Source organism: Polaromonas sp. YR568 (assembly GCF_943369415.1).
In the GTDB taxonomy this organism is placed as follows: Bacteria; Pseudomonadota; Gammaproteobacteria; order Burkholderiales; family Burkholderiaceae_C; genus Polaromonas.
The window spans coordinates 201,566-225,486 of sequence record NZ_CALRNF020000003.1 but is presented as its reverse complement, the minus strand read 5'-3'; the positions used below and the strand labels follow the sequence as shown (position 1 = coordinate 225,486).

Sequence of the window (23,921 nt, the reverse complement as noted above, 5' to 3'; positions counted from 1 at the left end):
TCAGGGATAAAAAGCCAGGACGCGGTAGCCCGCCACCCGCAGGGATGGAGACGCGGGGGAAGGTGAAGATGTGGAAACACCGGCATCGCCGGAAACTTTCATGATGACCAGGCCCGCCAGCTCGGACTGGGCCGCCAGCGTGGGGCCCCTGGCACCGAACTGTGCCGGTGCCAGGATGCGGCGCACGACGGCCTGGTCCTGGGTGTCGGTCAGGGTGACTTCCAGCGAAGGCATTTCCAACACCGTCACGCCGGTGTTCTTGAGCGTGAAGCTCAGGCGGTAGGCATCAGGGCCTATGCGGTTGAAGGTGGAGCTGTCGATCACCAGCGCCTCGATATGGCGGGGCGGGCGGATTTCGCAGTGCAGCGGGCCGCACAGCGCCTGCAGCGCGGGGAGCAGCCGCGGCTCCAGCGCGGCCAGCGTGTTTCTTTGCTGGACCGCCCATTGCGCGACCAGCGTGGCCAGCAGCAGCAAGGACAGCAGGGCCAGCGACCAGCGCGTCAACGGCCTTCTCCAGAAGGCCTTGCGCCGCGCGTCCCGCACAAAGGATACGTCGTGCTCCATCGGCCGCCCCGGCATGCCGGAGTCGACGTCGGAGTACGCGAAACTGGAATCGTCCTCGATGGCCTCGCGCAGCATGGCCGGCTGGCGCGGCGGCGGCACATCGGGCAAGGATTCGGCGGGCAGGTCCAGCGGGTCGTGCTGGCGTTCCTGCTGCACCCGCTTCCAGCGCGCGGGATCAAAATCCGCAGCACTGTCCTGGGCATCGTCCGAGCCGGGGCTGGAAGGCCGCAGCGGCACCCTGTCGGCAAATGAACGGGCCGGCGCCCATTCCTGTTGGGACGGCGCCGGCGGCGGTTCAGCGGGAGGCAGGCTTTGGGGTTCGGTGGGGGCGTCGAAGGCCGGCAAGGGTACGGGCGCCGTGTCGGTATCGGGAAGCAGGGGCGCCGGCGCGGTCAGCGAGGACATGTCGCGCGGCAGCAGATGCACCGACGCGTCGAAAACCTCGGTGCAATGCCCGCATCGCACCCAGCCTTGTGAGACTTTGAGTTGGTCGGTCACGACTTTGAACATCGTGCCGCATGCGGGGCAGCGCGTAATCAGGCTCATTTAGCGCTGTATTGTAGGGGGCGGTGCAGCTGCCGACGGCGCGGAAACTGCCGTGCGCGCGGCCGGCTATGACTCAGAAGCTCGCGGTCATCAGAATCCAGCCTTCTTGCTCATCGTGCACCGTGAGCCGGCAATAGGGTGCGTAAGCGTCTTTCAACTCTTCAGCCTGGCGATCAAGAATGCCGGCGAGCACGAGGTGGCCGCCCTTTTCGACGTGCGCGCACAGCAGCGGCGCCAACACCTTGAGTGGCGTGGCGAGGATATTGGCCAGCACGGTGCGGTACTTGCCGGACGCCTTGTCAGGCAAGCCCGCATTGAGTGCCACATGGTTGGCTTCGGCATTGGCGCGTGTCGATTCCACAGCGGGCGGGTCAATGTCGACGGCATCGATGTCTGTTGCGCCGAATTTCGCCGCGCCTATGGCCAGGATGCCCGAGCCGCAACCGTAGTCCAGCACACGGCCCAGGTCCTGGCCGGCCCGGCTGGCAATCCAGCGCAGGCACATGCGCGTGGTCGGATGGGTTCCCGTGCCGAAGGCCAGGCCCGGGTCCAGGCGGATCACCTGTTTGGCTTCGGCCGGCGGCTCATGCCAGGTCGGGACTATCCAGAATTCGGGCGTGATGTCCACCGGCGTGAACTGCGACTGCGTCAGGCGCACCCAGTCCTGCTCGGGCACGGGCTGGATGGCAACCACCCGGCAGCCCGCGAAAAAGTCCTGCGCCGCCAGCACACCGGCCGCATCGCGCGCCAAGGCCTCGGTGGAAAACAGGGAAACGATGCGGGAGCGTTCCCAGCCCGCCTTGGGTGGCGGCATCCCGGGCTCACCGAACAAGGCCTGCTCGGCCGGCGTCTGGGCGTCGGCGTCTTCCACCGACACGCTGAGCGCGTCTAGCGCGTCCAGCGCTTCGCTGAGTGTTTCCACTTCATCGACAGGCGCCAGCAGGATCAGTTCAAACAAGCTCATTACGCGCCCGGGCAGCGTTCAGCGCTCACGTTTGGACAACCACTCTTCCAGATAGTGGATGTTCGTGCCGCCGTCCATGAACTTGGCGTCCACCATCAGTTCGCGGTGCAACGGGATGTTGGTGTTGATGCCTTCGACCACGGTCTCGGCCAGCGCCGTGCTCATGCGGGCAAGCGCCTGCTCGCGCGTGTCGCCGTGGACGATGATCTTGCCGATCATGGAGTCGTAGTTGGGCGGCACGAAGTAGTTGGCGTAGATGTGCGAATCCACCCGCACGCCCGGCCCGCCCGGCGTGTGCCAGGTCGTGATGCGGCCCGGCGAGGGAACGAACTTGTAGGGGTCTTCCGCGTTGATGCGGCATTCGATGGAATGGCCCTTGAGTTCGATGTCGCGCTGGGCGAAAGGCAGTTTTTCACCGGCCGCGACCATGATCTGGGTGCGCACGATGTCCACGCCGGTGATCCACTCGGTGACCGGATGCTCCACCTGCACGCGGGTGTTCATCTCGATGAAGTAGAACTCGCCGTTTTCGTAGAGGAACTCGAAGGTGCCCGCGCCGCGGTAGCCTATCTTCTTGACGGCCGCGACGCAGCGTTCGCCGATGCGCTCGATCAGCTTGCGCGGGATGCCGGGCGCCGGCGCTTCTTCAATGACTTTCTGGTGGCGGCGCTGCATGGAGCAGTCGCGCTCGCCCAGCCAGACAGCATTCTTGTGCTGGTCGGCCAGGATCTGGATTTCGATGTGCCGCGGGTTCTGCAGGAATTTCTCCATGTAGACCTCGGGGTTGCCGAAGGCTGCGCCGGCCTCGGCCTTGGTGGTCTGCACCGCGTGCAGCAGGGCCGCCTCGGTGTGCACCACGCGCATGCCGCGCCCACCCCCGCCGCCCGCCGCCTTGATGATGACGGGGTAGCCGACCTGCTTGGCGGTGCGCTTGATGACGACCGGGTCGTCAGGCAAGGCGCCCTCGGAGCCGGGCACGCAGGGCACGCCGGCCTTGATCATGGTCTGCTTGGCCGAGACCTTGTCACCCATGATGCGGATGGATTCGGGCGAAGGGCCGATGAACTTGAAGCCGCTTTTTTCGACCCGCTCGGCGAAATCGGCGTTCTCGCTCAGGAAACCGTAGCCGGGGTGGATGGCTTCGGCGTCCGTCACCTCGGCCGCCGAAATGATGGCCGGCATGTTGAGGTAGCTGTCTTTGGAAGGTGCCGGGCCTATGCAGACCGATTCGTCCGCCAGCTTGATGTATTTCGCTTCGCGGTCGGCCTCGGAATAGACCATCACGGCCTTGACGCCGAGTTCGCGGCAGGCGCGCTGGATGCGCAAAGCGATCTCCCCGCGGTTGGCGATCAGTATTTTCTTGAACATGCGTCGGTAAGCCTGGTTTGAAAAGGAGGCGCTGCGCCCCGCTTATTCAATGATGAAGAGGGGTTGGCCGTATTCGACAGCCTGGCCGTTTTCCGAAAGAATCTTGGTGACCGTGCCCGATTTGTCGGCTTCGATCTCGTTGAGGATCTTCATGGCCTCGATGATGCAGATGGTCTCGCCTTCCTTGACCACGCTGCCGAGTTCGACAAACGGCTTGGCACCAGGGCTGGCCGAGCGGTAGAAGGTGCCCACCATGGGCGACTTGACGGCATGGCCGGCGGGGGCCGCGTCGGCGGCCGGTGCGGCTGGGGGGCCGGCGGGGGCGGCTGCGGGAGCTGCTACCATGGCAACCGGCTGCTGCATCACGAGAGGGGCGCCGCTGGATTTGACGATGCGCACCTTGCCTTCGGCTTCGGTGATCTCCAGTTCGGAGACGTTGGACTCCGAGACGAGGTCGATCAGGGTCTTGAGTTTTCTTAAATCCATGGGTTCTCTCCAACGACGGTAGATGCTGGCGCGGGATCTCGGCGCAGCTTTTGACTGAAAGGCTGGAAACGGTAGCCACTTGACGCGGCCACCGATCTTCCTTCTTTTTTCACTTACTTTCTGCTTTTACGCTTTAAAGCGCTTATCAGTTAATTACTGCGGGGACTGGCCTGAAGGCTTACCCCGGGAAAGCGCAGAGTGTACATCAAGCTAGAGGCCATTCCAAACCGTCTGGCGGCTGCTTGCGGTCGCGGAAAATTGCCCTCAAGGATGCCGTTGTCGGCCTGTTCCCCGTAGTTACAGGCGTTTTCGAGACACCAGTGTCGCCTGCTCCTCCCAGCCGCTAGGTAAGCTTGGCCCAAAGCGCCAGATCCTCAGGCAGCACTTTGCCGATCTTGCGATGCAGCAACTCGCCCGAGGCACTGAACACCGCCGTAAAAGGCAGGCTGCCGGCAATGTTGCCCAATGATTTGCTGAGCTCGGTTCCGCCCAGTCCAGCCATGCCGACCGGAAAATGCAGCGGCTTCGCCTGCAGCCAGTTTCGCACGGCAGTGGGCTGATCCACGGCCAAACCCAGCACTTGCAGGTTTTTATCGCGATTTTCCTGGTAGAAGTAATCCAATAAAGGCAACTCCTCCACGCAGGGTGGGCACCAGGTGGCCCAGAAGTTCACCAACAGCAGCTTGCCGCGAAAGCTGCTCATCGACAGGTTCTTGCCATCGGGCGTATCGAAGTTCAGGCTCCAGAAGGCGTCGGAAGCGCTGCCTCCGGCACCTATCGCCCCGGCCGCGGCCGGGGCCGCCACCTCCACTTGGTGCGGCTGGAATTTCCACCAGGCTACGGTGGCGCCGGCCAGGCCGGCCACGGCAGCAACGCCGCCATAAAGCATGTTTCTGCGGTTCACGTGTCGCAAGCTCCGGGTTGGGAATCCACTAATTTTTTCACGGCGGCAAGGTCACCCCGCGGCGTGCGGCCTTTGGCGTCGGGCCTCAAGGCGCCGCGCAGGTCATCATGGTCGTAGACCATCAGGTGCACGCCTACGGTTTCGTTCAAGGGTTTGCACACACTTCGCAGGCTCAGCGCTTCCACGCTGTCGCCGGTAAAACCGGTCACGGTGCGCGGCTCGTAGTCCACATTGTGCTCAATCAGCGCAATTTCGGCCGATTTGGGGTCATCGCAGAACAGCTGGATGTAAATGTCGGACAACCGCGTGGCCGTGCCGTGCCAGACGGCGCCGCCCAAGTAGGGCCGGAATTGCGCCAGCCGTTCCATCCAGACCAGCGCCAGCTCGCGCAGGGCGGCCAGTTCGGCCGGTTGGGTATCGGCGCAGAACAGCGCGATGTATTCGCGCACTGCGTCTTCGAGTTCGTCGTTGCCGGGCAGTTCGGTACGGGCCGGCAACGCCATCTGTTTGACGGCGCGGCGCTTGGCGGGGCCGTATTCCAGCCCTTCTTCAACCACCAGCGCGGCGGCGGTGGCGGCAATTTCGGATTTGAGGGTATGTGGGATCAAGGTCGGCAGGCCCGGAGGCCAAGAAGATACGGGAGCGGCGAAGCAATTGTGCCCGGTTAGGCCTTCGCAAGCTCCTAAAGTTCACCCCCCAGCGCGGCAGTCCGCCCCGGCGCCAGAGGACTGGCGGAAAGCCCTGCCTAGAATACAGGCCCATGCACATACATATTCTGGGAATCTGCGGCACTTTTATGGGCGGCCTGGCCGCCCTGGCGCGGGAGGCGGGGCACAAAGTCACGGGTTGCGACACCGGCGTCTACCCGCCCATGAGCGACCAGTTGCGCGGCCTGGGCATCGAGCTGATCGAAGGCTACGGCGCCGACCAGATGGCGTTCGAGCCCGACGTGTTCGTGGTCGGCAACGTGATCTCACGCGCCCGGCTGGCCGACGGGACGCCCAAATACCCGCTCATGGAAGCCATTTTGAACAGCGGCAAGCCCTATACCAGCGGCCCGCAATGGCTGTCGGGCCACGTCCTTCACCACCCCACCCATCACGCGACCGGCCCGCGCCATGTGCTGGCCGTGGCCGGCACGCACGGCAAGACCACCACCACGGCCATGCTGGCCTGGATTCTGGAGCATGCCGGGCTGCAGCCGGGTTTCCTGGTCGGCGGCGTGCCGCTCAATTTCGGCGTTTCGGCGCGGCTGGGCGAAGGAAATACCTTTGTGATCGAGGCCGATGAGTACGACACGGCGTTTTTCGACAAGCGCAGCAAGTTCGTGCACTACCGGCCGCGCACCGCCGTGCTGAACAACCTGGAATTCGACCACGCCGACATCTTTGACGACCTGGCAGCCATTGAACGCCAGTTCCACCACCTGGTGCGCACCGTGCCCTCGCAGGGACGCGTCGTGGTCAACGCGGCCGAGGCCAGCCTGCAGCGCGTGCTGGCCCAGGGCTGCTGGAGTGAGCAGTTGCTCTTCGGCGACGGCCTGCTGAACAAGGCCGGCTTCACGGCCCACGGCGAGCCGCATGACTTCCACGTGCTCAAGGCCGGCGAGGCCGTGGCCCATGTGCAGTGGGGCCTCAGCGGCGTGCACAACCAGCTCAATGCCCTGGCTGCCATCGCGGCGGCCGAGCACGTGGGCGTGGCGCCCGCGGCCGCGTCCCGCGCGCTGGCGGCGTTCCAGAACGTCAAGCGCCGCATGGAAGTGCGCGGCGTGATCCCGCGCAAAGGCGGCGACATCACCGTGTACGACGACTTCGCGCACCACCCCACCGCCATCCACACCACGGTGGACGGCCTGCGCCGCCAGCTGCAAAGCGCCGGCCGGGGCAGCGAACGCATCGTCGCCATCTTCGAGCCGCGCAGCAACACCATGAAACTGGGCGCCATGACAGCCCAGTTGCCCTGGAGCCTGGAACAGGCCGACCTGGCTTTCTGCCACGCCGGCGGGCTGGACTGGGACGCGCGCGCCGCGCTCGCGCCCATGGGAGAACGCGCCCAGGTGGCCGGCACCATTGACCAGCTGCTCGATCAGGTCAAGGCCGCAGCCCGGCCCGGCGACCATTTGCTGTGCATGAGTAACGGGGGGTTTGGCGGGATTCACGCCAAATTGCTGGAGGCGCTCAAGGCCTGAGCGCTCCGGATGCCTATTTATATTAGTAGCTGATGGTGAGCGCGGCCACATCGATGTGAACCACCGGCTTGGCCAGCGCCGCGCTGGTCGCGCGGGCAAACTCCTGCGCCCATTTGGCCTCGGCGAACTTCGCCGGCCCGGCGGCTTGGGCCACCACCACGACCTTGTCGGCCGTCAGCAGCTTGCCGGTGGGCCGCAACGGTTCGCAGCCCATCTGCGTGAACTGCTCGTCCAGCCACCCCCTTGCCACGTCGTGCGGCATGGGCTGCACTTCGTTGAGGTCCAACCGCACGGGCGGGCTGTCCTTGAAGCTCACACTGACTTCGCTGCGCATGATGTGCTCCTGGTCAAGGGCCCATGGTCGGTGACTTGCGGGTGTTGCGGCTATTCGCACAAACCCGCAAGCGCCTGATGCCCCTTATTTACCGGCGCGGCGCTTGAGCACGGCGGACGACAAAATTTCCAGCACGTCCAGCGAATCGCTCCAGCCCAGGCAGGCGTCGGTGATGCTCTTGCCGTATTCCAGCGCTTTCGAGTCGTCCTTGCCGGGCGTGAACTTCTGCGCGCCGGCGTTGAGATGGCTTTCCACCATCAGGCCGAACACATGGCGTGAGCCGCCGGCCACCTGGCCCGCGATGTCGCGCGCCACCTCCACCTGCTTTTCGTGCTGCTTGGAACTGTTGGCGTGGCTGCAGTCCACCATCAGCGTGGCCGGCAGTTTGGAGGCTTCCAGTTCCTTGCAGGCCGCCGCGACGCTGGCGGCGTCATAGTTGGGCGCCTTGCCGCCGCGCAGGATCACGTGGCAGTCCTTGTTGCCGTTGGTCTGCACGATGGCGACCTGGCCGTTTTTGTGCACCGACAGGAAGTGATGGCCGCGCGCCGCCGCCTGGATGGCGTCGGTGGCGATGCGGATGTTGCCGTCGGTGCCGTTCTTGAAACCGATGGGGGCCGACAGGCCAGAAGCCAGCTCGCGGTGCACCTGGCTTTCGGTGGTGCGCGCGCCTATCGCGCCCCAGGAGATCAGGTCGCCGATGTACTGCGGCGAGATCACGTCCAGAAACTCGCTGCCGGCCGGCAGGCCCAGGCGGTTGATGTCGATCAGCAGCTGGCGCGCGATGCGCAGGCCTTCATCGATGCGGAAGGTTTCATCGAGGTAGGGGTCGTTGATCAGTCCCTTCCAGCCGACGGTGGTGCGTGGTTTTTCGAAGTAGACGCGCATCACGATTTCCAGCGTGCCCTCGTATTTCTTGCGCTGCTCGACCAGCTTGCGGGCATATTCCAGCGCCGCCATGGGGTCGTGGATGGAGCAGGGGCCGACGACGACCAGCAGGCGGTCGTCCTTGCCCTGGATGATGTTGTGGATGCCCTGGCGGGTTTTGCTGATCAGCGTCTCGACGGCGGTGCCGCGAATGGGGAAGAAGCGGATGAGATGCTCTGGAGGGGGTAACACAGTGATGTCCTTGATGCGTTCGTCGTCGGTCTGGCTGGTCTTTTCGACGGTCGCATACCAGTTGTCGCTGGCGGAGGTGGCTTTGGCATTCATCGCTGGTTTCCTTTTCTAGATATCGGTCAATTCAGGATTCGTTCAAACATCAACAATCGGGACGCGCAAAAAAAAACCGCCGGAAGCCGGCGGTTTTTGGAGAATCGGTGCGTTTTATCGGGTCACGCCATGATCTCTCTACCGCCGGAAGCGCTTGAGAACCAAAAGTAAGCAAAATAAAACTTGGCGGAATTCATAAGCTGGAATGTAGCACAGGTCCGAAAATGCCCCGAAACGGCCCGCTTCAGGCGGTTCCGCCCACCGTCAGGCCGTCGATGCGCAGGGTCGGCTGGCCCACACCCACCGGCACGCTCTGGCCTTCCTTGCCGCAGGTGCCGACGCCGCTGTCCAGCGCCATGTCGTTGCCCATCATGGTGACGCGGGTCAGCGCGTCGGGGCCGTTGCCGACAATCGTCGCGCCCTTGACGGGGTAGAGGATCTTGCCGTTTTCGACCCAGAAGGCTTCGCTGGCCGAAAACACGAACTTGCCGGAGGTGATGTCGACCTGGCCGCCGCCGAAGTTGGTGGCATATAGGCCTTTTTTGATGCTGGCAACGATTTCTTCGGGCTGCTTGTCGCCGCCCAGCATGTAGGTGTTGGTCATGCGCGGCATGGGCACGTGGGCGTAGCTTTCGCGCCGGCCGTTGCCGGTGGGTTTGACCTTCATCAGGCGGGCATTGAGCGAGTCCTGGATGTAGCCCTTGAGGATGCCGTCTTCGATCAGCACGTTGCGCTGGCTGGCGTTGCCTTCGTCGTCGACGTTGAGCGAGCCGCGGCGGTCGGCAATCGTGCCGTCGTCCAGCACCGTGACGCCCTTGGCCGCCACGCGCTGGCCGATCTTGCCGGAAAACGCGCTGGAGCCCTTGCGGTTGAAGTCGCCTTCCAGGCCGTGGCCTATGGCTTCGTGCAACAGGATGCCGGGCCAGCCCGAGCCCAGCACCACCGTCATCTCGCCGGCCGGCGCGGGGCGAGCGTCGAGGTTGGTCAACGCGGCTTTCACCGCGTCGTTCACGTATTCGGCGATCTGCGCGTCGTCAAAATAAGCCAGGCCGAAACGCCCACCGCCGCCGCCCGAGCCGACTTCGCGCCGGCCCTTCTGCTCGGCGATCACGGTCACGCTCAGGCGCACCAGCGGGCGCACGTCGGCGGCCAGCGTGCCGTCGGCGCGCGCGACCATGACCACGTCGTATTCGCTGGCGAGACCCGCCATGACCTGCACGATGCGCGGGTCCTTGGCTTTGGCGAGTTTTTCCACTTTTTCGAGCAGGTGGACCTTGGCCGTGCTGTCCAGCGTGGCGATGGGGTCCAGCCCCTGGTAAAGCGAGCGGCTGCCGGCGATGCGACTGGCCGGCGTCTTGACGCGGGCGCTTTTGCCGCCGGCGGAAATGCTGCGCACCGTTCGCGCCGCGTCGAGCAGCGACGCTTCGGAAATGTCGTCGGAATAGGCAAAGGCGGTTTTTTCGCCGCTGACGGCGCGCACGCCCACGCCCTGGTCGATGCTGAAGGAGCCGGTTTTCACGATGCCTTCTTCCAGGCTCCAGCCTTCGCTGCGGGTGTACTGGAAGTAGAGGTCGGCATCGTCCGCGCCGTGCGAGGTGATTTCACCGAGCGCGCGGCTCAGGTGCGCCTGTGTGAGGCCGAAGGGCGCCAGCAGCAGCTTTTGAGCGATCTCCAGCCGCCCCGAGGTCGATTCCACCGTGGGCCGGGCGGTCGACGAGGCCGTGGACTTGTTGGGAGCGGAGGCGGTGGTGGAGCGAAGTGAGGTCATGCGGCCATTGTAGGCAGTCTGCCCGCGCGTCGGGGCGGGTGCGGCGCGAGCCGCTCAGGCCGCGGGGTCTTGCCGCTCAGCCGCCCTGTCCGCCCAGGTGCTTGAACAGCGCAGCGTCGTCTTCGGCCGCCAGCCCCGCCCGGTGCGCCTCGGCGAAGACCTGGCTGGCGCGTTCGCCCAGCGGGCCTTCGAAGCCGGCCGAGCGGGCCGCTGCGACGGCCAGCCGGGTGTCTTTTTCGAGCAAAGTGATATGGGCGCGCGGCGCGTAGTCGCCGGCAATCGCCCGGCGCAGGCGGTCCGAGCCTATCCAGCTCTGGCCGCTGGACTGCTCGATCACGTCCAGCGTCTTGCCCAGGTCCAGCCCCAAACGGCCGGCCAGCGACAGCGCCTCGGCGGCGCCCACCAGGTTGATACCCGCCAGCAGGTTGTTGACCAGTTTGGTGCGGGCGCCGTCGCCGGGTTTTTCGCTGAGGTGGAAGACCCTGGCCGACAAAGCCTGCAGCAGGCCGGCCTGCTGTTCATACACCGCCTGCGGGCAGGCCAGCATCAGGCTCATGGAGCCGTCGCGCGCCCGAGCCGGGCCGCCCGACATGGGCGCGTCCAGCGTGTGCACGCCGCGTTCGGCCAGCCTTGCGGCGAAAAATTCAACGTCCTCGGGCGCAATCGTCGGGCACAGCATCACCGAATGGCCGGGCCGCAGCATGCGGGCCAGGCCCTGCTCGCCAAACAGCACGTCCTCGGTCTGCGCCGCATCGACCACACAAACAATGAAAGCCTGGGAATCCGCCGGAGCGTCCGCGGGACGGGAGACGGCCACGGCCCCCAGTTGCACCATCGCCGCGACCTTGGCCTGATCGATGTCGCAGACCCGCGCGTCCCAGCCCTTGCCCAGCAGGTTGGCCGCCATGCCGGCGCCCATATTGCCCACCCCGATCACGGTCACGGTGCGGGTGCTCACGGAGCCGGCCTCTTCAGGACTGCACCAGGCGCTTGGCCTTGGCGATCGACATCAGCATGCCGATGGCCAGGCCCAGCGTGACCATGGCGGTGCCGCCGTAACTGATGAAGGGCAGCGGCACGCCCACCACGGGCAGGATGCCGCTGACCATGCCCATGTTGACGAAGGCATAGGTGAAAAAAATCATGGTCAACGCGCCCGCCAGCAGGCGCGCGAACAGCGTCGGCGCCTCCAGGGCGATGGCCAGCCCGCGCAGGATCAGGAAGATGAAGCCGGAAATCAGCAGCAGGTTGCCCAGCAAGCCGAACTCCTCGGAATAGGCGGCGAAAATAAAATCGGTGGTGCGCTCGGGAATGAATTCCAGGTGCGTCTGCGTGCCGGCCATGAAGCCCTTGCCGGTGATGCCGCCCGAGCCGATGGCGATCATGCCCTGGATGATGTGAAAGCCCTTGCCCAGCGGGTCGCGCGAAGGATCCAGCAGGGTGCAGATGCGCTGCTGCTGGTAGTCGTGCAGGATGGGCCAGCGCACGCCGTCGGCGCAGATTTGCGGCTCGAACCACACCACCAGAAACACGCCGATGAGGCCCAGCAGCACGGGCGGCCAGATCAGCTTCCAGCTCAGCCCCGCGAAGAAAATCACCGCCAGGCCGGCGGCCAGCACCAGCAGCGAGGTGCCCAGGTCGGGCTGCTTCATGATCAGCCCCACCGGCATGGCCAGCAGCAGCACGGCGGCGACGAAGTCCAGCGGGCGCAACTGGCCTTCGCGCTTCTGGAACCACCAGGCCAGCATCAGCGGCATGGCGATCTTGAGGATTTCGCTGGGCTGGATCACCACGCCCACGTTGAGCCAGCGCCTGGCGCCTTTTTTGGTCAGGCCGAAGATGGCGACGGCCACCAGCAAAGTAACGCCCACGATGTACAGCGGCACGGCAAAGGCCATCAGGCGCTGCGGCGGCACCTGCGCCACCACGAACATGATGGCCCCGGCAATCAGCATGTTGCGGGCATGGTCGACAAAACGGGTGCCGTGGTCATAGCCCGACGAATACATGATCAGAAGGCCCGCGCAGGCCAACAGGAAGACGGCAAATGCCAGCAGGCCGTCAAAGCCTTGCAACAGGGGCAGCGTTCGCTGGTAAAGAGAGGGTTTGTCGAAAACGGCGGACATCCGGCGATTATCCGCCAGCCCACGGCCCAGGCCACCCGTCTACCATCAGGGCATGCGCACCACCCACCTGCTTTACCTGCACGGCTTTCGCTCCTCGCCGCAATCCATGAAGGCGCAAAAAATGGCTGCCGCCGTGGCCCGGCGCCATCCGGCCGTGCACTGGTGGTGCCCGCAGCTGCCGCCCTCGCCCGAGGCCGCGCTGCGCGGGGTGATGGACACCATCGCCGGCTGGCCGCTGGAGGCCGGCTTTGAAAGCCTGGCGGTGGTCGGCTCCTCGCTGGGCGGCTTTTACGCCACCGCCGTGGCCGAGCGTACCGGCTGCAGGGCCGTGCTGCTCAACCCGGCCGTGGAGCCGGCGCGCGACCTGGCCCGCTACATCGGCGAGCAGACCGCCTGGCACAACGCCGATGAGCACTTTTTCTTCGAGCCGCGTTTTGTCGATGAGCTCAAAGCCCAGCACACCGGGCCGCTCAAGGCGCCGCAAAACTACCTTGCCTTCATCGCCAAGGGCGACGAGGTGCTGGACTGGCGCGAAATGGCCGGCCGTTATGCGGGCGCCCGCCTGCGCATCCTCGAAGGCGGCGACCATGCGCTGAGCGACTTTGACGCGCACCTGCCGGAAATCCTCGACTTCCTGGCGCTGGCCTGAAAGCCGCCCCAACAAGGGCTGATTACACTAGTCCCAAGTCATCAAAGACACCAAAGGGATCCCGTTTTGTTTGTATTGTTTGAAGAAGCCGGCAAGTTTCTGGCCGGCCGCATTTTGTCCGAGAGCGATGCTTCGCTGCAGGTGGAGCTCGACTCGGGCAAGCGCGTCAAGGTCAAAGGCGTCAACGCCCTGCTGAAATTCGAGAAACCCTCGCCCGCCGAGCTGATGGCCGCCGGGCAGAAATTGAGCACCGACATCGAGCTCGACCTGGCCTGGGAATTTGCCGGTGAAGGCGAATTCAGCTTTGCCGACCTGGCGCGCGACTACTTCAGCGCCGACGGCAAACCCGCCACGCTGGAGCAACAGGCCGCCGCGCTGTTCCGCCTCTACGATGCACCGCACTACTTCCGCCGCGCCGGCAAGGGCCGCTTCAAGAAGGCGCCCGCCGAGATCCTGCAACAGGCACTCGCTGCCATCGAGAAGAAAAAACAGGTGGCTGCGCAGATCACCGCCTGGGCCGAGGAACTGGGCCGCGGCGAATGCCCGGCGCCGGTGCGCGAGCAGCTCTACAAAATCCTCTTCAAGCCCGACAAGAACAGCCCCGAGTACAAGGCCGTGGTCGAGGCCTCGCGCGCCACGCACACCGCGCCGCTGGATTTGCTGCAAAAGGCCGGCGCCATCGCCTCGCCCTACCAGTTCCACTGGAAGCGTTTCCTGTTCGAGAACTTCCCCAAGGGCACCGGCTTCCCCGCGCTGCAGGCGCCCGAGATCAAGGACGAATTGCCGCTGGCCGACGTGAAGGCGTTTTCCATCGACGACTCGGCCACCACCGAGATCGACGACGCGCTGTCGGTACAGGGCCTGGGCAGCGGCACCGTCACGCTGGGCATACACATCGCCGCGCCGGGCCTGGCCGTGCTGCCCGGCGGCCCGATAGACACGGTAGGCCGCGCGCGGCTGTCCACCGTCTACATGCCGGGCTACAAGCTGACCATGCTGCCCGACGAAGTCGTCCAAATCTACACGCTGCAGGAAGGGCGCAACTGCCCTGCCCTGTCGCTGTACATCACGCTGGACGAAGCGACACTGGAGATCAAGGAAAGCGTGACCCGGCTTGAGCAGGTGCCCATCGTGAGCAACCTGCGCCACGACGTGCTGGACAGCACTTTCACCGAAGCCTTTTTTGAAGCCGCGCAGGGCAGCCCGCCCACCGGCGTGCAGTGGGGCATTGAGCTGAGCTTTCTGCACCGCCTGGCGAAACACCTGAAAGCGCAGCGCGAAATCGCGCGCGGCAAGCCCGAGAACTTCAACCGCCCCGACTACAACTTCCGCCTGGACAACCCCACGGGCGGCGAGCCCCAGGGCAACGAGGCGGTCAGCATCAGCACGCGCCAGCGCGGCGCGCCGCTGGACCTGATCGTGGCCGAGGCCATGATCCTGGCCAACAGCACCTGGGGCCAGTGGCTGGCCGAGCACGGCGTGCCCGGCATCTACCGCAGCCAGGCCAGCCTGGCGCCCGGCGTGAAAGTGCGCATGGGCACCAAGGCCTTGCCGCATGCGGGCCTGGGCGTCAAAAGCTACGCCTGGAGCACCTCGCCGCTGCGCCGCTACACCGACCTGGTCAACCAGTGGCAAATCATCAGTTGCGTGCGCCACGGCCGCACCGCCGCTCTCGCCGCGCCGTTCAAGCCCAAGGACGCCGAGCTGTTTTCCATCATCTCGGGTTTTGACGCCGCCTACGGCGCCTACAACGGCTTCCAGGCCGGCATAGAGCGCTACTGGACGCTCAAATACCTGCAGCAAAACGGCATCACCGAACTGACGGCCACCGCTTTCAAGGACAGCCTGGTGCGCGCCGACGAGCTGCCGCTGGTGCTGGCGGCCGTGGGCGCGCAAGGCCTGCCGCGCGGCGCCAAGGTGCGCGTGCGGCTGGGTGAGATCGACGAGATCACGCTGGATATTTCCGGCACGGTGACCGAGCGGCTGGACGTGGCAATCGACGAGTCGCCCGACCCGCTGAGCGAGGACGATGGCGAATCCGAGATGGCCGCCGGGCCGATCTCCATCGCGGTCGATGTCAATGAGCCACAAACCGATGCCGCCGCGGCGGCTCCTGTGGCAGGTTGACACCTGATTTCGCGCAGAACCCCCGATAATCTCCTCCTGTGAAGTCACCCAGCACACTGCAAATTGCCCTCGGCGTGTCCATCGCCTTTCACGCGGTGCTGCTGACGGTGCGTTTTGTGGACCCGGAGCGCTTTAACCGCGTGTTCCAGGACACGCCGCTGGAAGTGATCCTGGTCAACGCCAAGTCCAACGAAAAGCCCGACTTCGCCAAGGCGATCGCGCAGGCCTCGCTGGCCGGCGGCGGCGAGGCCGAAAAAGGCCGGGCCACCTCGCCCCTGCCGCCCTCGGCGTTGATGGAACTCGGCGACGCGACCGAAGACGCGCAGCGCAAGGTCGAGTCGCTGCAGGAGCAGCAAACCCAGTTGCTGGCGCAAATCAAGAAGCAGCTGGCGTCCATGCCGCCGCCTGATTTGACCCAGCCCGCCAACAGCCCGGCCCAGGCCGAACGCGAAGAAAAACGCAAGCAGCTGATCAAGATACTGGCCGAGATCGAACGCCGCATCAACGAAGAAAACGCGCGGCCCAAAAAGCGCTACATCAGCCCGGCCACGCGCGAAGAGGTCTACGCCATCTACTACGACGAGCTGCGCCGCAAGATCGAGGAAAAAGGCACCGTCAACTTCCCCGAGCAGGCCGGTAAAAAACTGTACGGTGAACTGACCATGATCGTCACCGTGAATTTCGACGGCAGCGTCATCGACACAGAAGTGGTGCAGACCTCGGGCAACCTGACGCTGGACCGGCGCGCGCAAAGCATCGTGCGCGGCACCGGGCCTTTCGGCCGTTTCAGCGACGCCATGCGCCGCAAGGCCGACCAGATCGTCGTCGTGTCACGTTTCAAGTTCACGCGCGACGACACGCTCGAGACCAAACTCACCAGCCGCTGAGCCTCCCATGGATCAGTACTACGTCCTGGGCAACCCGATCGCGCACAGCAAGTCGCCGCTGATCCACGCGCGCTTTGCCGAACTCACGGGCCAGTCGCTGCAGTATGAGCGCCTGCTGGTGCCGCTGGAAGCCTTCGCCGCCAACCTGGCGCAACTGCAGCAGCGCGGCGTCAAGGGCTGCAACGTCACCGTGCCTTTCAAGCTCGATGCCTTTGAAGCCGCCACCACACGCAGCGACCGGGCCGAGCTTGCGCAGGCCGCCAACACCCTGTTGCTGCAGGGCGGCGCCGTCCACGCCGACAACACCGACGGCGTGGGCCTGGTCAAGGACATCCAGAACAACGCCGGCGTCTCGCTGGCCGGGCGCGACGTGCTGCTGATAGGCGCGGGCGGCGCGGGCGCGGGCGCGCTGGCGCCGCTGCTGGCGGCCGGGCCGCGCCGGCTGGTGCTCGTCAACCGCACGCGGGCCAAGGCGGACGCGCTGGTGGCGCGCCACAGGGCGCATGCCTCCATGCAAAGCCTGCTGGAAAAAACAGAACTTCTCACTGAGGACTTGCAGGGACTGCAAGGCAGTTTCGACGTGGTCATCAACGCCAGCGCCAGCAGCCTGGCGGGCGCTGGCGTGCCGGTTTCGGCCAGCGTGCTCAAGCCCGGCGCGCTGGCCTGCGACATGATGTACGGCCCGGCCGCCGCAGCCTTCATGGCCTGGGCCAAAGACAAGGGCGCCACGCCGCGCGACGGCCTGGGCATGCTGGTGGAGCAGGCCGCCGAAGCCTTCGAGCTCTGGCGCAAGGTGCGTCCGCCCTCCGCGCAGGTGCTGCGGGAAATGCGGGCGCTGCTGGGATGAAAGCCCTGTTCAAGCTCATAGGCCTGGGCCTGCTGGCCGGCCTGGCCTTGCAGCTCTTTTTTGTCGCGCGCATCGCCGTGATGGCCGTGGTGGACCCGGAGTCCACCGCCTTCCAGCGCTCGGAAGCCTACCTGGTCACACGCAACACCGGCTCGCTGAAATGGCGCCAGCAGTGGGTGCCCTATGCCAGCCTGCCCGACAGCCTCAAGCGCGCGGTCATCGCTTCGGAAGACGCGAGTTTTGCGGAGCACGACGGCGTGGACATGGAAGCGCTTGAAAAAGCCTGGGACAAAAACGCCAAGGCCGAGCAGCGCGCCGCGCAGTCGGCCAACCGGCTGGCGCCCGCCAAAGCGGCCGCCGCGCCGCCCAAGCCCGTGAAGATCGTGGGCGGCTCCACCATCACGCAGCAGCTCGCGAAGAACCTGTTTTTGTCGGGCGAGCGCACGCTGCTGCGCAAGGGCCAGGAACTGGTGCTGACTTTGATGCTGGAAGCGCTGCTGAGCAAGGAGCGCATCCTGGAGATCTACCTCAACAGCGTGGAATGGGGTGAAGGCGTGTTCGGTGCCGAGGCGGCGGCCCAGCATTACTACCGCAAGCCCGCGGCCAAACTCAGCGCCTATGAATCCGCGCGCCTGGCCGTGATGCTGCCGCGGCCCAAGTATTTTGAAACCCGGCCCGGCTCAGGCTACCTCGCCTCGCGCGCCGGCACCATCGTGGCCCGCATGGGTGGCGTGGAACTGCCCTAGCGCCTGGCTTAGCGCTTCACCACCAGGGAAGCCGTGCCGGCCTCCGTATTGCGGCCCAGGTCGGTCTGCAGGCTGCCCACAGGCGCGGTGCTGGTGTAAGTGCCGGCCGCCGCGGCGCGCACCTTCAGCGAAACCGCGCAGCCGCCGTTGCGCACGTTCATGCCGGCTTCGATGGATACCGTGTTGCCGCCCGGCGCCGCGTTGACCGTGCCCAGGCAGTCGCCGCCCAGGCTTGAGGGCGAGGCCACCACCAGGCCCGCGGGCAGCGTCTGCGTGAAGGGCGCGCTGAGCACGGCGCGGCGCGGGCCGGGGCTGTTGAAATGCAGTTCCAGCGTGCTGGTGCCGCCCGGCGCGATCACCGGCGGCGTGAAGATCTGGTTGACCACGGGCGGGTTGGCCGCGTTGCCGGTCACCATCAGGTCGCGCACCTCGTGCACGTTCTTGGCCGCGCCTGTACTGCCGGCCACGCCCACGCTCAGCGCGGCGGGCGCCGCATAAGGGAAGTCCGCATTCGACAGCAGCCGCCTGAAAGCGCCGGCGGGGCCGTCGCGCACGTCGACGTTGATGGTGTAGCCCACGCCGGCCGCCTTGGGCGAAAGCGTCATCACGACCTGACGCGTTGCCGGGCGCGCGGCGGCCGCAGGTTGGTCCACATTGCCGGGCATGGCCGCATGGGCGATGAAGGGATTGCCGGCTGCGACCGGGCCGCGCAGCACCAGCGCCTGCGGCGCGGCGCCAGGTCCACCGCCACCGGAACAGTTGTCCGCGGGGCTGGAGAAATTGCCGTATTCGTCCAGCGCCAGAGCCAGGTAGCCGCCCGCGCCTTTGCAATAGCCCAGCCCGCCGCCCGGCAACGCACCCGCCATGTTTTGCGTGGCGTCGTACAGATATACCGTGATGCCGTCGGCGCCCGGCACACCGCCACCCCAGGAGGCATAACTGAAAGCCAGCGTCACGCCGTTCTGCGCACTGAAGCTGCCGCCGGTGTGGCGCGCATTGCCCTGCGCGCCGGTGGCGTTGCCCGTGAGCCGCAACCAGCCCGCGCCTTCGGCATCGGCGGCGGGCGCCGTCAGTGCGGCCGTGCCGGCCAGGCCCCATCCCGCATCGGGTGTGGACCCCGAGAAGCGCCCATGGACCTGGAACTGGCCCCAGGCGGCGCATGAAAGCGCCAGGCATGCGCTGCCGGCAAGCCAGCGCGACAGGCGCGCGCCGCGCGGGGACGGGGTGGAAGACTTGGGCGTAGGGAGTTTTGGCATCGGCTGCAGACGGAAGGGTTGGGGGGTGGAAGCGCAAGCAGGTACTTGCCGGAGTCTAATGCACGCCGTCCGGTCACGGCGGGAACGTATCATCGGCACCATGCTTGCCAAAATCATGAGCCTTTTCCTGCTGGGGTTGATACGCGTCCTCACCGGCGCGCAGGCCCGCTGGCTGGGCTGCCCGCCCAAGGCCGAGCAGCGGATCTATTTCGCCAACCACCAAAGCCATGCCGACCTGGTGCTGATGTGGGCGGCGCTTCCCGAAGAATTGCGCAGCATCACGCGCCCCATCGCCGCCAGGGATTACTGGACCAAGACGCCGTTCAAGCAATGGATCACCACCGCGGTGTTCAACGCCATCTACGTGGACCGCGCCAAGACCGGCGACCAGGACCCGCTGGAGCCGCTGATCGAGGCGCTGACCAACGGCGACTCCATCATCCTGTTCCCCGAAGGCACGCGCGGCAACCACGAGGAGCCGCAGAAATTCAAGGCCGGCCTCTACAACCTGGCGCTCAAGTTTCCCGGCGTGGTGCTGGTGCCGGCCTGGATCAACAACGTGCAGCGCGTCATGCCCAAGGGCGAGGTCGTGCCGGTGCCCATCCTGTGTTCGGTGACCTTCGGCGCGCCGATTGCCCTGGGCGACGGTGAAGACCGGGGCGAATTCCTGGCGCGCGCGCGCCAGGCGGTGATGGATCTGCGGGACTCCTGATGAATACCTTTTTGCGCAATCTTTCACCCTCGCACCAGGTCGGCCTGCTGTTCGTGCTGGTCTTCGGCATCCTGGCCGCCATCAGCGTGGCCGCCTTCGTGATGTCGCTCAAGGACACCCACGAGGACGACCTGCACACCCAGAAGCTCAAGGATTTCAACGGCCTGCTGCGCACCTCCTGGCTGATGTCCACGGTCTTCTGGATTGGCTGGACGCTGGGCGAAACCGTGGCCACCGTGCTGTTCGGCATCGTCGCGTTTTTTGCGCTGCGCGAGTTCATCACGCTCTCTCCCACGCGCCAGGGCGACCACCGCAGCCTGGTGCTGGCCTTTTTTGTGGTGTTGCCGGTGCAGTTTGCGCTGGTGATCACGCGGCGTTTCGACCTGGTCACCGTGTTCATCCCGGTCTACGTGTTTTTGGCCATCCCGGTGGTCAGCGCGCTGGCCGACGACCCGCATCGCTTTCTCGAACGCAACGCCAAGCTGCAGTGGGGCATCATGGTCTGCGTCTATGGCATCAGCCACGTGCCGGCCCTGTTGCTGCTGAAGTTTCCCAATTACGAGGGCAAGAATGCCTTCCTGGTGTTCTTCCTGGTGTTCGTGGTGCAAAGCTGCATGATCGTGGAGCACCTGGTGGGCCGCAAGCTGCAACGCCCGCCCAGCGCGCCGAATGTGAGCAAGAGCTTCAACTGGACCAGCTGGCTGATCGCCGTCGCCCTGGCCAGCCTGCTGGGCGGCCTGCTGGCGGGCCTCACGCCCTTCAAGCCGGCGCAGGCCGTGGCCATGGCCTTTATCGCCTGCGTCTCCGGCTCGCTGGGCCACCTGGTGATGAAAGCCCTCAAGCGCGACCGCGGCATTCCCAACTGGGGCAAGCGCGGCGTGGGCGTGACCGGCGCCAGCGGCCTGCTGGATCGTGTGGATGCGCTGTGCTTCGGCGCGCCCATCTTCTTTCATTCGGTCCGCTGGTATTTCGGCCTCTAGGCCCCGGTTCCGGTACCGCCCATGCGCATCCTAGGCATAGACCCCGGCCTGCAGACTTCCGGCTTCGGCGTGGTCGACGTGGACGGCCCGCACCTGCGCTACGTGGCCAGCGGCACCATCAAGACCACGCACCTGGAGCGCGCCGACCTGCCCGGGCGGCTCAAGGTGCTGTTCCAGGGCGTGTGCGAGGTGGTGGAGCGTTACCAGCCCGACGCGGCCTCGGTCGAAATCATCTTCGTCAACGTCAACCCCAAGGCCACGCTGCTGCTGGGCCAGGCGCGCGGCGCCTGCATCACGGCGCTGGTTTCGCGCGAACTGGCGGTGGCCGAGTACACGGCCCTGCAGCTCAAAAAAGCCGTGGCCGGCTACGGCAAAGCCGGCAAGGCCGAGGTGCAGGAGATGGTGATGCGGCTGCTCAAGCTGCCCTCGCTGCCCGGCAAGGACGCCGCCGATGCGCTGGGCCTCGCCATCACCCACGCCCACGTGGGCAGTGCCATGGCGCGGCTGGCGCAGGCCAGCGGCACGGGAGCGCCAATGACCGGAAATTACCGCGGCGGGCGCAGCCGCTGACGCGGCCGGAAACGTGAAAGGCCGCTAGGCCACACGCTCAAGAATCAGCACCGCAAAAAAGCCGAAGGCGGCGATCAGCGTCCACTTGAGGATGGTCAGGCCGAAGCGCTTGTAGCGCGCCTGCCCGGTGCCGGCGTAAAACATGAAGGCCACCACGGCGGCCAGTAAAAACAACAGGATGAGCCAGCGAAACAGCAGCATGGATGAGGTGCGCCCGCGCGCCTACCAGGCGCGCGCCAGCGTGGCGAAACCCTGGGGCGCTTTTTTCTCGTCCTCGAAGGTGACGACTTCGTAGGCATCCTTGTGCGCGAGCAGCTCGCGCAGCAGCTTGTTGTTCATCGCGTGGCCGGAGCGAAAGGCGCTGTAGGCGGCCAGCAGCGGCTTGCCCAGCAAATAGAGGTCGCCCATGGCATCAAGGATCTTGTGCTTCACGAACTCGTCGTTGTAACGCAGCCCGTCGCTGTTGAGCACCTTGTAGTCGTCCATCACGATGGCGTTGTCCAGCCCGCCGCCCAGCGCCAGGCCGTTGGCGCGCATCATCTCGACGTCCTTGGTGAAACCGAAGGTACGGGCCCGCGCGATGTCGCGCGAGTAGGCGCCCGAACCCATGTCGAACTCCACGCGCTGGCCGGTGGAGTCCACCGCCGGGTGGTCGAAATCAATTTCAAAACTGAGCTTGTAGCCCTCGTAAGGGGACAGGCGCGCCCACTTGACGTTGGTGCCCTCGCCTTCACGCACTTCCACCGGCTTGATCACGCGGATGAAACGCTTGGGCGCGGCCTGCAATTCAATGCCCGCCGACTGCAGCAAAAACACAAACGACGAAGCCGAACCGTCCAGGATGGGCACTTCCTCGGCCGTGATGTCCACATAAAGGTTGTCAATGCCCAAGCCCGCGCAGGCCGACATCAAATGCTCCACCGTGTGCACCTTGGCACTGCCGCTGGAAATGGTGGAAGCCAGCCGCGTATCCGTCACCGCCTGCGCCGAGATATGAATGTCCACCGGCTGCGGCAGATCCACCCGCCGAAACACAATGCCCGTGTCCGGCGCCGCAGGGCGCAAGGTCAGTTCCACCCGCTGCCCGCTGTGCAGGCCCACGCCCACGGCTTTGGTCAGGGATTTAAGGGTTCTTTGGGCAAGCATCGGTGTATTTTAATTTGCGCAAGGCCATTTCGGGCGTAGGGGATAGCAATGCCGCACATAGGCACAGTGCATTGCCGTCCGCCACGGCGCCTGATGGCAGCGGGAGCAGAGGGAGCGAAGCGTCCCTCCCAACGGCGATTAATGGGATGGAAAGCGTAGCGAGCGGCCCGAGCTTGCGCTGAGGAGCGGACCCGTACTCAGGTACGGGGAGCACCACAAGCGCAAGATCGGGACGCGCAGTAGCTTTACACCCATTAATCGGCTTGTTTGCGAAGGAAGGCGGGGATCTCGAAGTCGTCCATGCCGCCGGAAGCCAAAGCATCCACCTTGGCCGCAGCCTGCGTCCGATTGGTCCGCCACACGCTGGGCACAGCCATGTTCCCGTAATCCGGCTGGGCCGATCCCGTCGTCATCTGCGTTGCACCCGTGGCGCCGGCCGCGGTATTCAACGTAGGCACGTTGAACGGCACGTTGTCGGTACCGGTGCGCAGCACTTGCAGCGGCGGCGCATGGCGGCGCACGCCCTGGCGCGACAAACCGGTCGCGACCACGGTCACGCGGATGTCGTCGCCCAGCTCGTCGTCATAGGCCGTGCCGTAGATCACGTGTGCGTCGGGCGAAGCGTAGGCGCGGATGGTGTTCATCGCCAGCTTGGATTCGCTCAGCTTGAGCGAGCCCTTGGCCGCCGAGATCAGCACCAGCACGCCCTTGGCGCCCGACAGGTCAATGCCTTCGAGCAGCGGGCAGGCCACGGCCTGCTCGGCGGCGATGCGCGCGCGGTCCGGGCCGTTGGCCTTGGCCGTGCCCATCATGGCCTTGCCTGGCTCGCCCATCACGGTGCGCACGTCTTCAAAGTCGACGTTGACGTGGCCGGGCACGTTGATGATTTCGGCAATGCCGCCCACGGCGTTTTTCAGCACGTCGTTGGCATGCGCGAAAGCCTCGTCCTGCGTGACGTCGTCGCCCAGCACTTCAAGCAGCTTCTCGTTCAGCACCACGATCAGCGAGTCGACGTTGGCTTCGAGTTCGGCCAGGCCCAGGTCGGCATTGGTCATGCGGCGGCCGCCTTCGAATTCGAAAGGCTTGGTCACCACGCCGACCGTCAGGATGCCCATCTCCTTGGCGATGCGCGCGATCACGGGCGCGGCGCCCGTGCCCGTGCCGCCGCCCATGCCGGCGGTGATGAACAGCATGTGCGCGCCGTCGATGGCGCTGCGAATGTCGTCCGCCGCCAGCTCGGCCGCGTCGCGGCCCTTGTCGGGCTTGCTGCCCGCGCCCAGGCCGCTGTTGCCCAGCTGGATGGTCTTGTGCGCGCTGCCGCGGCTGAGCGCCTGCGCGTCGGTGTTGGCGCAGATGAATTCGACGCCTTGCACGCCGCATTCAATCATGTGCCCGACGGCATTGCCGCCGCCGCCGCCGACACCGATCACCTTGATCTGTGTGCCCTGGTTGAATTCTTCGATTTCAATCATTTCGATGCTCATTGGGAGCCTCCTAATCAATAAACTGCAGTTGCCAATAATTGGAAATTTGTATTTTTGGTT

At 65.5% G+C, this 23,921-nt stretch carries 24 protein-coding genes; 9 read left to right on the top strand and 15 right to left on the bottom strand.

What is annotated here, in order from left to right; translation table 11 throughout:
• The 6 genes from ACLV74_RS03560 to ACLV74_RS03535 form a co-directional block, all read right to left on the bottom strand.
• Positions 1-1,110: a DUF3426 domain-containing protein gene (locus tag ACLV74_RS03560; protein ID WP_411877991.1), complete on the bottom strand. Its 1,110-nt coding sequence runs from the start codon at positions 1,108-1,110 to the stop codon at positions 1-3.
• A 73-nt stretch (positions 1,111-1,183) separates the two neighbouring features.
• On the bottom strand, positions 1,184-2,068 hold the full coding sequence (gene prmA, locus ACLV74_RS03555) for a 50S ribosomal protein L11 methyltransferase (protein ID WP_411878046.1): 885 nt from the start codon (positions 2,066-2,068) through the stop codon (positions 1,184-1,186).
• A 24-nt stretch (positions 2,069-2,092) separates the two neighbouring features.
• Positions 2,093-3,442, bottom strand: a complete 1,350-nt coding sequence (accC, locus tag ACLV74_RS03550) for an acetyl-CoA carboxylase biotin carboxylase subunit (protein WP_411877990.1) — start codon at positions 3,440-3,442, stop codon at positions 2,093-2,095.
• Between the two features lie 42 nt (positions 3,443-3,484).
• Complete coding sequence (accB, locus tag ACLV74_RS03545; protein WP_411877989.1) at positions 3,485-3,928, bottom strand: acetyl-CoA carboxylase biotin carboxyl carrier protein; 444 nt, start codon at positions 3,926-3,928, stop codon at positions 3,485-3,487.
• A 343-nt stretch (positions 3,929-4,271) separates the two neighbouring features.
• Entirely contained in the window at positions 4,272-4,832 is a 561-nt protein-coding gene (locus ACLV74_RS03540) for a TlpA disulfide reductase family protein (RefSeq protein ID WP_411877988.1), read from the bottom strand.
• On the bottom strand, positions 4,829-5,437 hold the full coding sequence (locus ACLV74_RS03535) for a hypothetical protein (RefSeq protein WP_411878045.1): 609 nt from the start codon (positions 5,435-5,437) through the stop codon (positions 4,829-4,831). Before ACLV74_RS03535 ends, ACLV74_RS03540 begins: the two co-directional genes overlap by 4 nt.
• 155 nt (positions 5,438-5,592) lie before the next feature.
• On the opposite strand from ACLV74_RS03535, the gene mpl reads away from it, so the two are divergent.
• Entirely contained in the window at positions 5,593-7,020 is a 1,428-nt protein-coding gene (gene mpl / locus ACLV74_RS03530) for a UDP-N-acetylmuramate:L-alanyl-gamma-D-glutamyl-meso-diaminopimelate ligase (RefSeq protein WP_411877987.1), read from the top strand.
• 22 nt (positions 7,021-7,042) lie between these two features.
• Here mpl and ACLV74_RS03525 read toward each other — a convergent pair whose 3' ends face one another.
• The 5 genes from ACLV74_RS03525 to rodA all read right to left on the bottom strand — a co-directional run bounded on the left by ACLV74_RS03525 (position 7,043) and on the right by rodA (position 12,457).
• Positions 7,043-7,354: a hypothetical protein gene (locus ACLV74_RS03525; RefSeq protein WP_411877986.1), complete on the bottom strand. Its 312-nt coding sequence runs from the start codon at positions 7,352-7,354 to the stop codon at positions 7,043-7,045.
• An 84-nt stretch (positions 7,355-7,438) separates the two neighbouring features.
• Positions 7,439-8,563, bottom strand: coding sequence for a 3-deoxy-7-phosphoheptulonate synthase (locus ACLV74_RS03520; protein ID WP_411877985.1), 1,125 nt, complete (start codon positions 8,561-8,563; stop codon positions 7,439-7,441).
• Positions 8,564-8,807: 244 nt separating this feature from the next.
• Positions 8,808-10,331, bottom strand: coding sequence for a metalloprotease TldD (gene tldD / locus ACLV74_RS03515; RefSeq protein WP_411877984.1), 1,524 nt, complete (start codon positions 10,329-10,331; stop codon positions 8,808-8,810).
• A gap of 76 nt (positions 10,332-10,407) precedes the next feature.
• Positions 10,408-11,289, bottom strand: coding sequence for an NAD(P)-dependent oxidoreductase (locus tag ACLV74_RS03510; RefSeq protein ID WP_411877983.1), 882 nt, complete (start codon positions 11,287-11,289; stop codon positions 10,408-10,410).
• 13 nt (positions 11,290-11,302) lie between these two features.
• Positions 11,303-12,457 carry a rod shape-determining protein RodA gene (gene rodA / locus ACLV74_RS03505; RefSeq protein WP_411877982.1) on the bottom strand — a complete coding sequence of 385 codons (1,155 nt, stop codon included), beginning with the start codon at positions 12,455-12,457 and terminating at the stop codon, positions 11,303-11,305.
• 52 nt (positions 12,458-12,509) lie between these two features.
• On the opposite strand from rodA, the gene ACLV74_RS03500 reads away from it, so the two are divergent.
• From ACLV74_RS03500 to ACLV74_RS03480, 5 genes are all read left to right on the top strand, one after another.
• Positions 12,510-13,106 carry a YqiA/YcfP family alpha/beta fold hydrolase gene (locus ACLV74_RS03500; protein WP_411877981.1) on the top strand — a complete coding sequence of 199 codons (597 nt, stop codon included), beginning with the start codon at positions 12,510-12,512 and terminating at the stop codon, positions 13,104-13,106.
• Between the two features lie 66 nt (positions 13,107-13,172).
• Positions 13,173-15,233 carry a ribonuclease catalytic domain-containing protein gene (locus ACLV74_RS03495; protein WP_411877980.1) on the top strand — a complete coding sequence of 687 codons (2,061 nt, stop codon included), beginning with the start codon at positions 13,173-13,175 and terminating at the stop codon, positions 15,231-15,233.
• Positions 15,234-15,271: 38 nt separating this feature from the next.
• Positions 15,272-16,120 carry a TonB family protein gene (locus tag ACLV74_RS03490; protein WP_411877979.1) on the top strand — a complete coding sequence of 283 codons (849 nt, stop codon included), beginning with the start codon at positions 15,272-15,274 and terminating at the stop codon, positions 16,118-16,120.
• A gap of 7 nt (positions 16,121-16,127) precedes the next feature.
• Complete coding sequence (gene aroE / locus ACLV74_RS03485; RefSeq protein ID WP_411877978.1) at positions 16,128-16,967, top strand: shikimate dehydrogenase; 840 nt, start codon at positions 16,128-16,130, stop codon at positions 16,965-16,967.
• On the top strand, positions 16,964-17,713 hold the full coding sequence (locus tag ACLV74_RS03480) for a transglycosylase domain-containing protein (protein ID WP_411877977.1): 750 nt from the start codon (positions 16,964-16,966) through the stop codon (positions 17,711-17,713). Before aroE ends, ACLV74_RS03480 begins: the two co-directional genes overlap by 4 nt.
• An 8-nt stretch (positions 17,714-17,721) precedes the next feature.
• Here the strand turns inward: ACLV74_RS03480 and ACLV74_RS03475 are convergent, their stop codons facing one another.
• A complete protein-coding gene (locus ACLV74_RS03475; RefSeq protein WP_411877976.1) occupies positions 17,722-18,969 on the bottom strand; it encodes a hypothetical protein in 1,248 nt (415 codons plus the stop codon).
• A gap of 100 nt (positions 18,970-19,069) precedes the next feature.
• Here ACLV74_RS03475 and ACLV74_RS03470 point away from each other — a divergent pair, with 100 nt between their 5' ends.
• From ACLV74_RS03470 to ruvC, 3 genes are read left to right on the top strand one after another with little or no spacing between them, the layout of a single operon-like run.
• Positions 19,070-19,681, top strand: a complete 612-nt coding sequence (locus tag ACLV74_RS03470) for a lysophospholipid acyltransferase family protein (protein ID WP_411877975.1) — start codon at positions 19,070-19,072, stop codon at positions 19,679-19,681.
• Positions 19,681-20,661 carry a phosphatidate cytidylyltransferase gene (locus tag ACLV74_RS03465; RefSeq protein ID WP_411877974.1) on the top strand — a complete coding sequence of 327 codons (981 nt, stop codon included), beginning with the start codon at positions 19,681-19,683 and terminating at the stop codon, positions 20,659-20,661. Before ACLV74_RS03470 ends, ACLV74_RS03465 begins: the two co-directional genes overlap by 1 nt.
• 21 nt (positions 20,662-20,682) lie before the next feature.
• Positions 20,683-21,231: a crossover junction endodeoxyribonuclease RuvC gene (ruvC, locus tag ACLV74_RS03460; protein ID WP_411877973.1), complete on the top strand. Its 549-nt coding sequence runs from the start codon at positions 20,683-20,685 to the stop codon at positions 21,229-21,231.
• 24 nt (positions 21,232-21,255) lie between these two features.
• Here ruvC and ACLV74_RS03455 read toward each other — a convergent pair whose 3' ends face one another.
• The 3 genes from ACLV74_RS03455 to ftsZ form a co-directional block, all read right to left on the bottom strand.
• On the bottom strand, positions 21,256-21,432 hold the full coding sequence (locus tag ACLV74_RS03455) for a hypothetical protein (protein ID WP_411877972.1): 177 nt from the start codon (positions 21,430-21,432) through the stop codon (positions 21,256-21,258).
• 21 nt (positions 21,433-21,453) lie between these two features.
• A complete protein-coding gene (gene lpxC / locus ACLV74_RS03450) occupies positions 21,454-22,377 on the bottom strand; it encodes a UDP-3-O-acyl-N-acetylglucosamine deacetylase (protein WP_411877971.1) in 924 nt (307 codons plus the stop codon).
• Positions 22,378-22,631: 254 nt separating this feature from the next.
• Positions 22,632-23,861, bottom strand: a complete 1,230-nt coding sequence (gene ftsZ, locus ACLV74_RS03445; protein WP_411877970.1) for a cell division protein FtsZ — start codon at positions 23,859-23,861, stop codon at positions 22,632-22,634.
• Between the last annotated feature and the right edge of the window lie 60 nt (positions 23,862-23,921).

Bases quoted from the DNA above. Each gene is read 5' to 3' on its own strand.
- ACLV74_RS03465 (WP_411877974.1), top strand. From the start codon at position 19,681: ATGAATACCTTTTTGCGCAATCTTTCACCCTCGCACCAGGTCGGCCTG.
- ACLV74_RS03525 (WP_411877986.1), bottom strand. From the start codon at position 7,354: ATGCGCAGCGAAGTCAGTGTGAGCTTCAAGGACAGCCCGCCCGTGCGG.
- rodA (WP_411877982.1), bottom strand. From the start codon at position 12,457: ATGTCCGCCGTTTTCGACAAACCCTCTCTTTACCAGCGAACGCTGCCC.
- ACLV74_RS03470 (WP_411877975.1), top strand. From the start codon at position 19,070: ATGCTTGCCAAAATCATGAGCCTTTTCCTGCTGGGGTTGATACGCGTC.
- accC (WP_411877990.1), bottom strand. From the start codon at position 3,442: ATGTTCAAGAAAATACTGATCGCCAACCGCGGGGAGATCGCTTTGCGC.
- accB (WP_411877989.1), bottom strand. From the start codon at position 3,928: ATGGATTTAAGAAAACTCAAGACCCTGATCGACCTCGTCTCGGAGTCC.
- ACLV74_RS03480 (WP_411877977.1), top strand. From the start codon at position 16,964: ATGAAAGCCCTGTTCAAGCTCATAGGCCTGGGCCTGCTGGCCGGCCTG.
- mpl (WP_411877987.1), top strand. From the start codon at position 5,593: ATGCACATACATATTCTGGGAATCTGCGGCACTTTTATGGGCGGCCTG.
- ACLV74_RS03455 (WP_411877972.1), bottom strand. From the start codon at position 21,432: ATGCTGCTGTTTCGCTGGCTCATCCTGTTGTTTTTACTGGCCGCCGTG.
- tldD (WP_411877984.1), bottom strand. From the start codon at position 10,331: ATGACCTCACTTCGCTCCACCACCGCCTCCGCTCCCAACAAGTCCACG.
- aroE (WP_411877978.1), top strand. From the start codon at position 16,128: ATGGATCAGTACTACGTCCTGGGCAACCCGATCGCGCACAGCAAGTCG.
- ACLV74_RS03475 (WP_411877976.1), bottom strand. From the start codon at position 18,969: ATGCCAAAACTCCCTACGCCCAAGTCTTCCACCCCGTCCCCGCGCGGC.
- ACLV74_RS03500 (WP_411877981.1), top strand. From the start codon at position 12,510: ATGCGCACCACCCACCTGCTTTACCTGCACGGCTTTCGCTCCTCGCCG.
- lpxC (WP_411877971.1), bottom strand. From the start codon at position 22,377: ATGCTTGCCCAAAGAACCCTTAAATCCCTGACCAAAGCCGTGGGCGTG.
- ftsZ (WP_411877970.1), bottom strand. From the start codon at position 23,861: ATGAGCATCGAAATGATTGAAATCGAAGAATTCAACCAGGGCACACAG.
- ACLV74_RS03520 (WP_411877985.1), bottom strand. From the start codon at position 8,563: ATGAATGCCAAAGCCACCTCCGCCAGCGACAACTGGTATGCGACCGTC.
- ruvC (WP_411877973.1), top strand. From the start codon at position 20,683: ATGCGCATCCTAGGCATAGACCCCGGCCTGCAGACTTCCGGCTTCGGC.
- ACLV74_RS03560 (WP_411877991.1), bottom strand. From the start codon at position 1,110: ATGAGCCTGATTACGCGCTGCCCCGCATGCGGCACGATGTTCAAAGTC.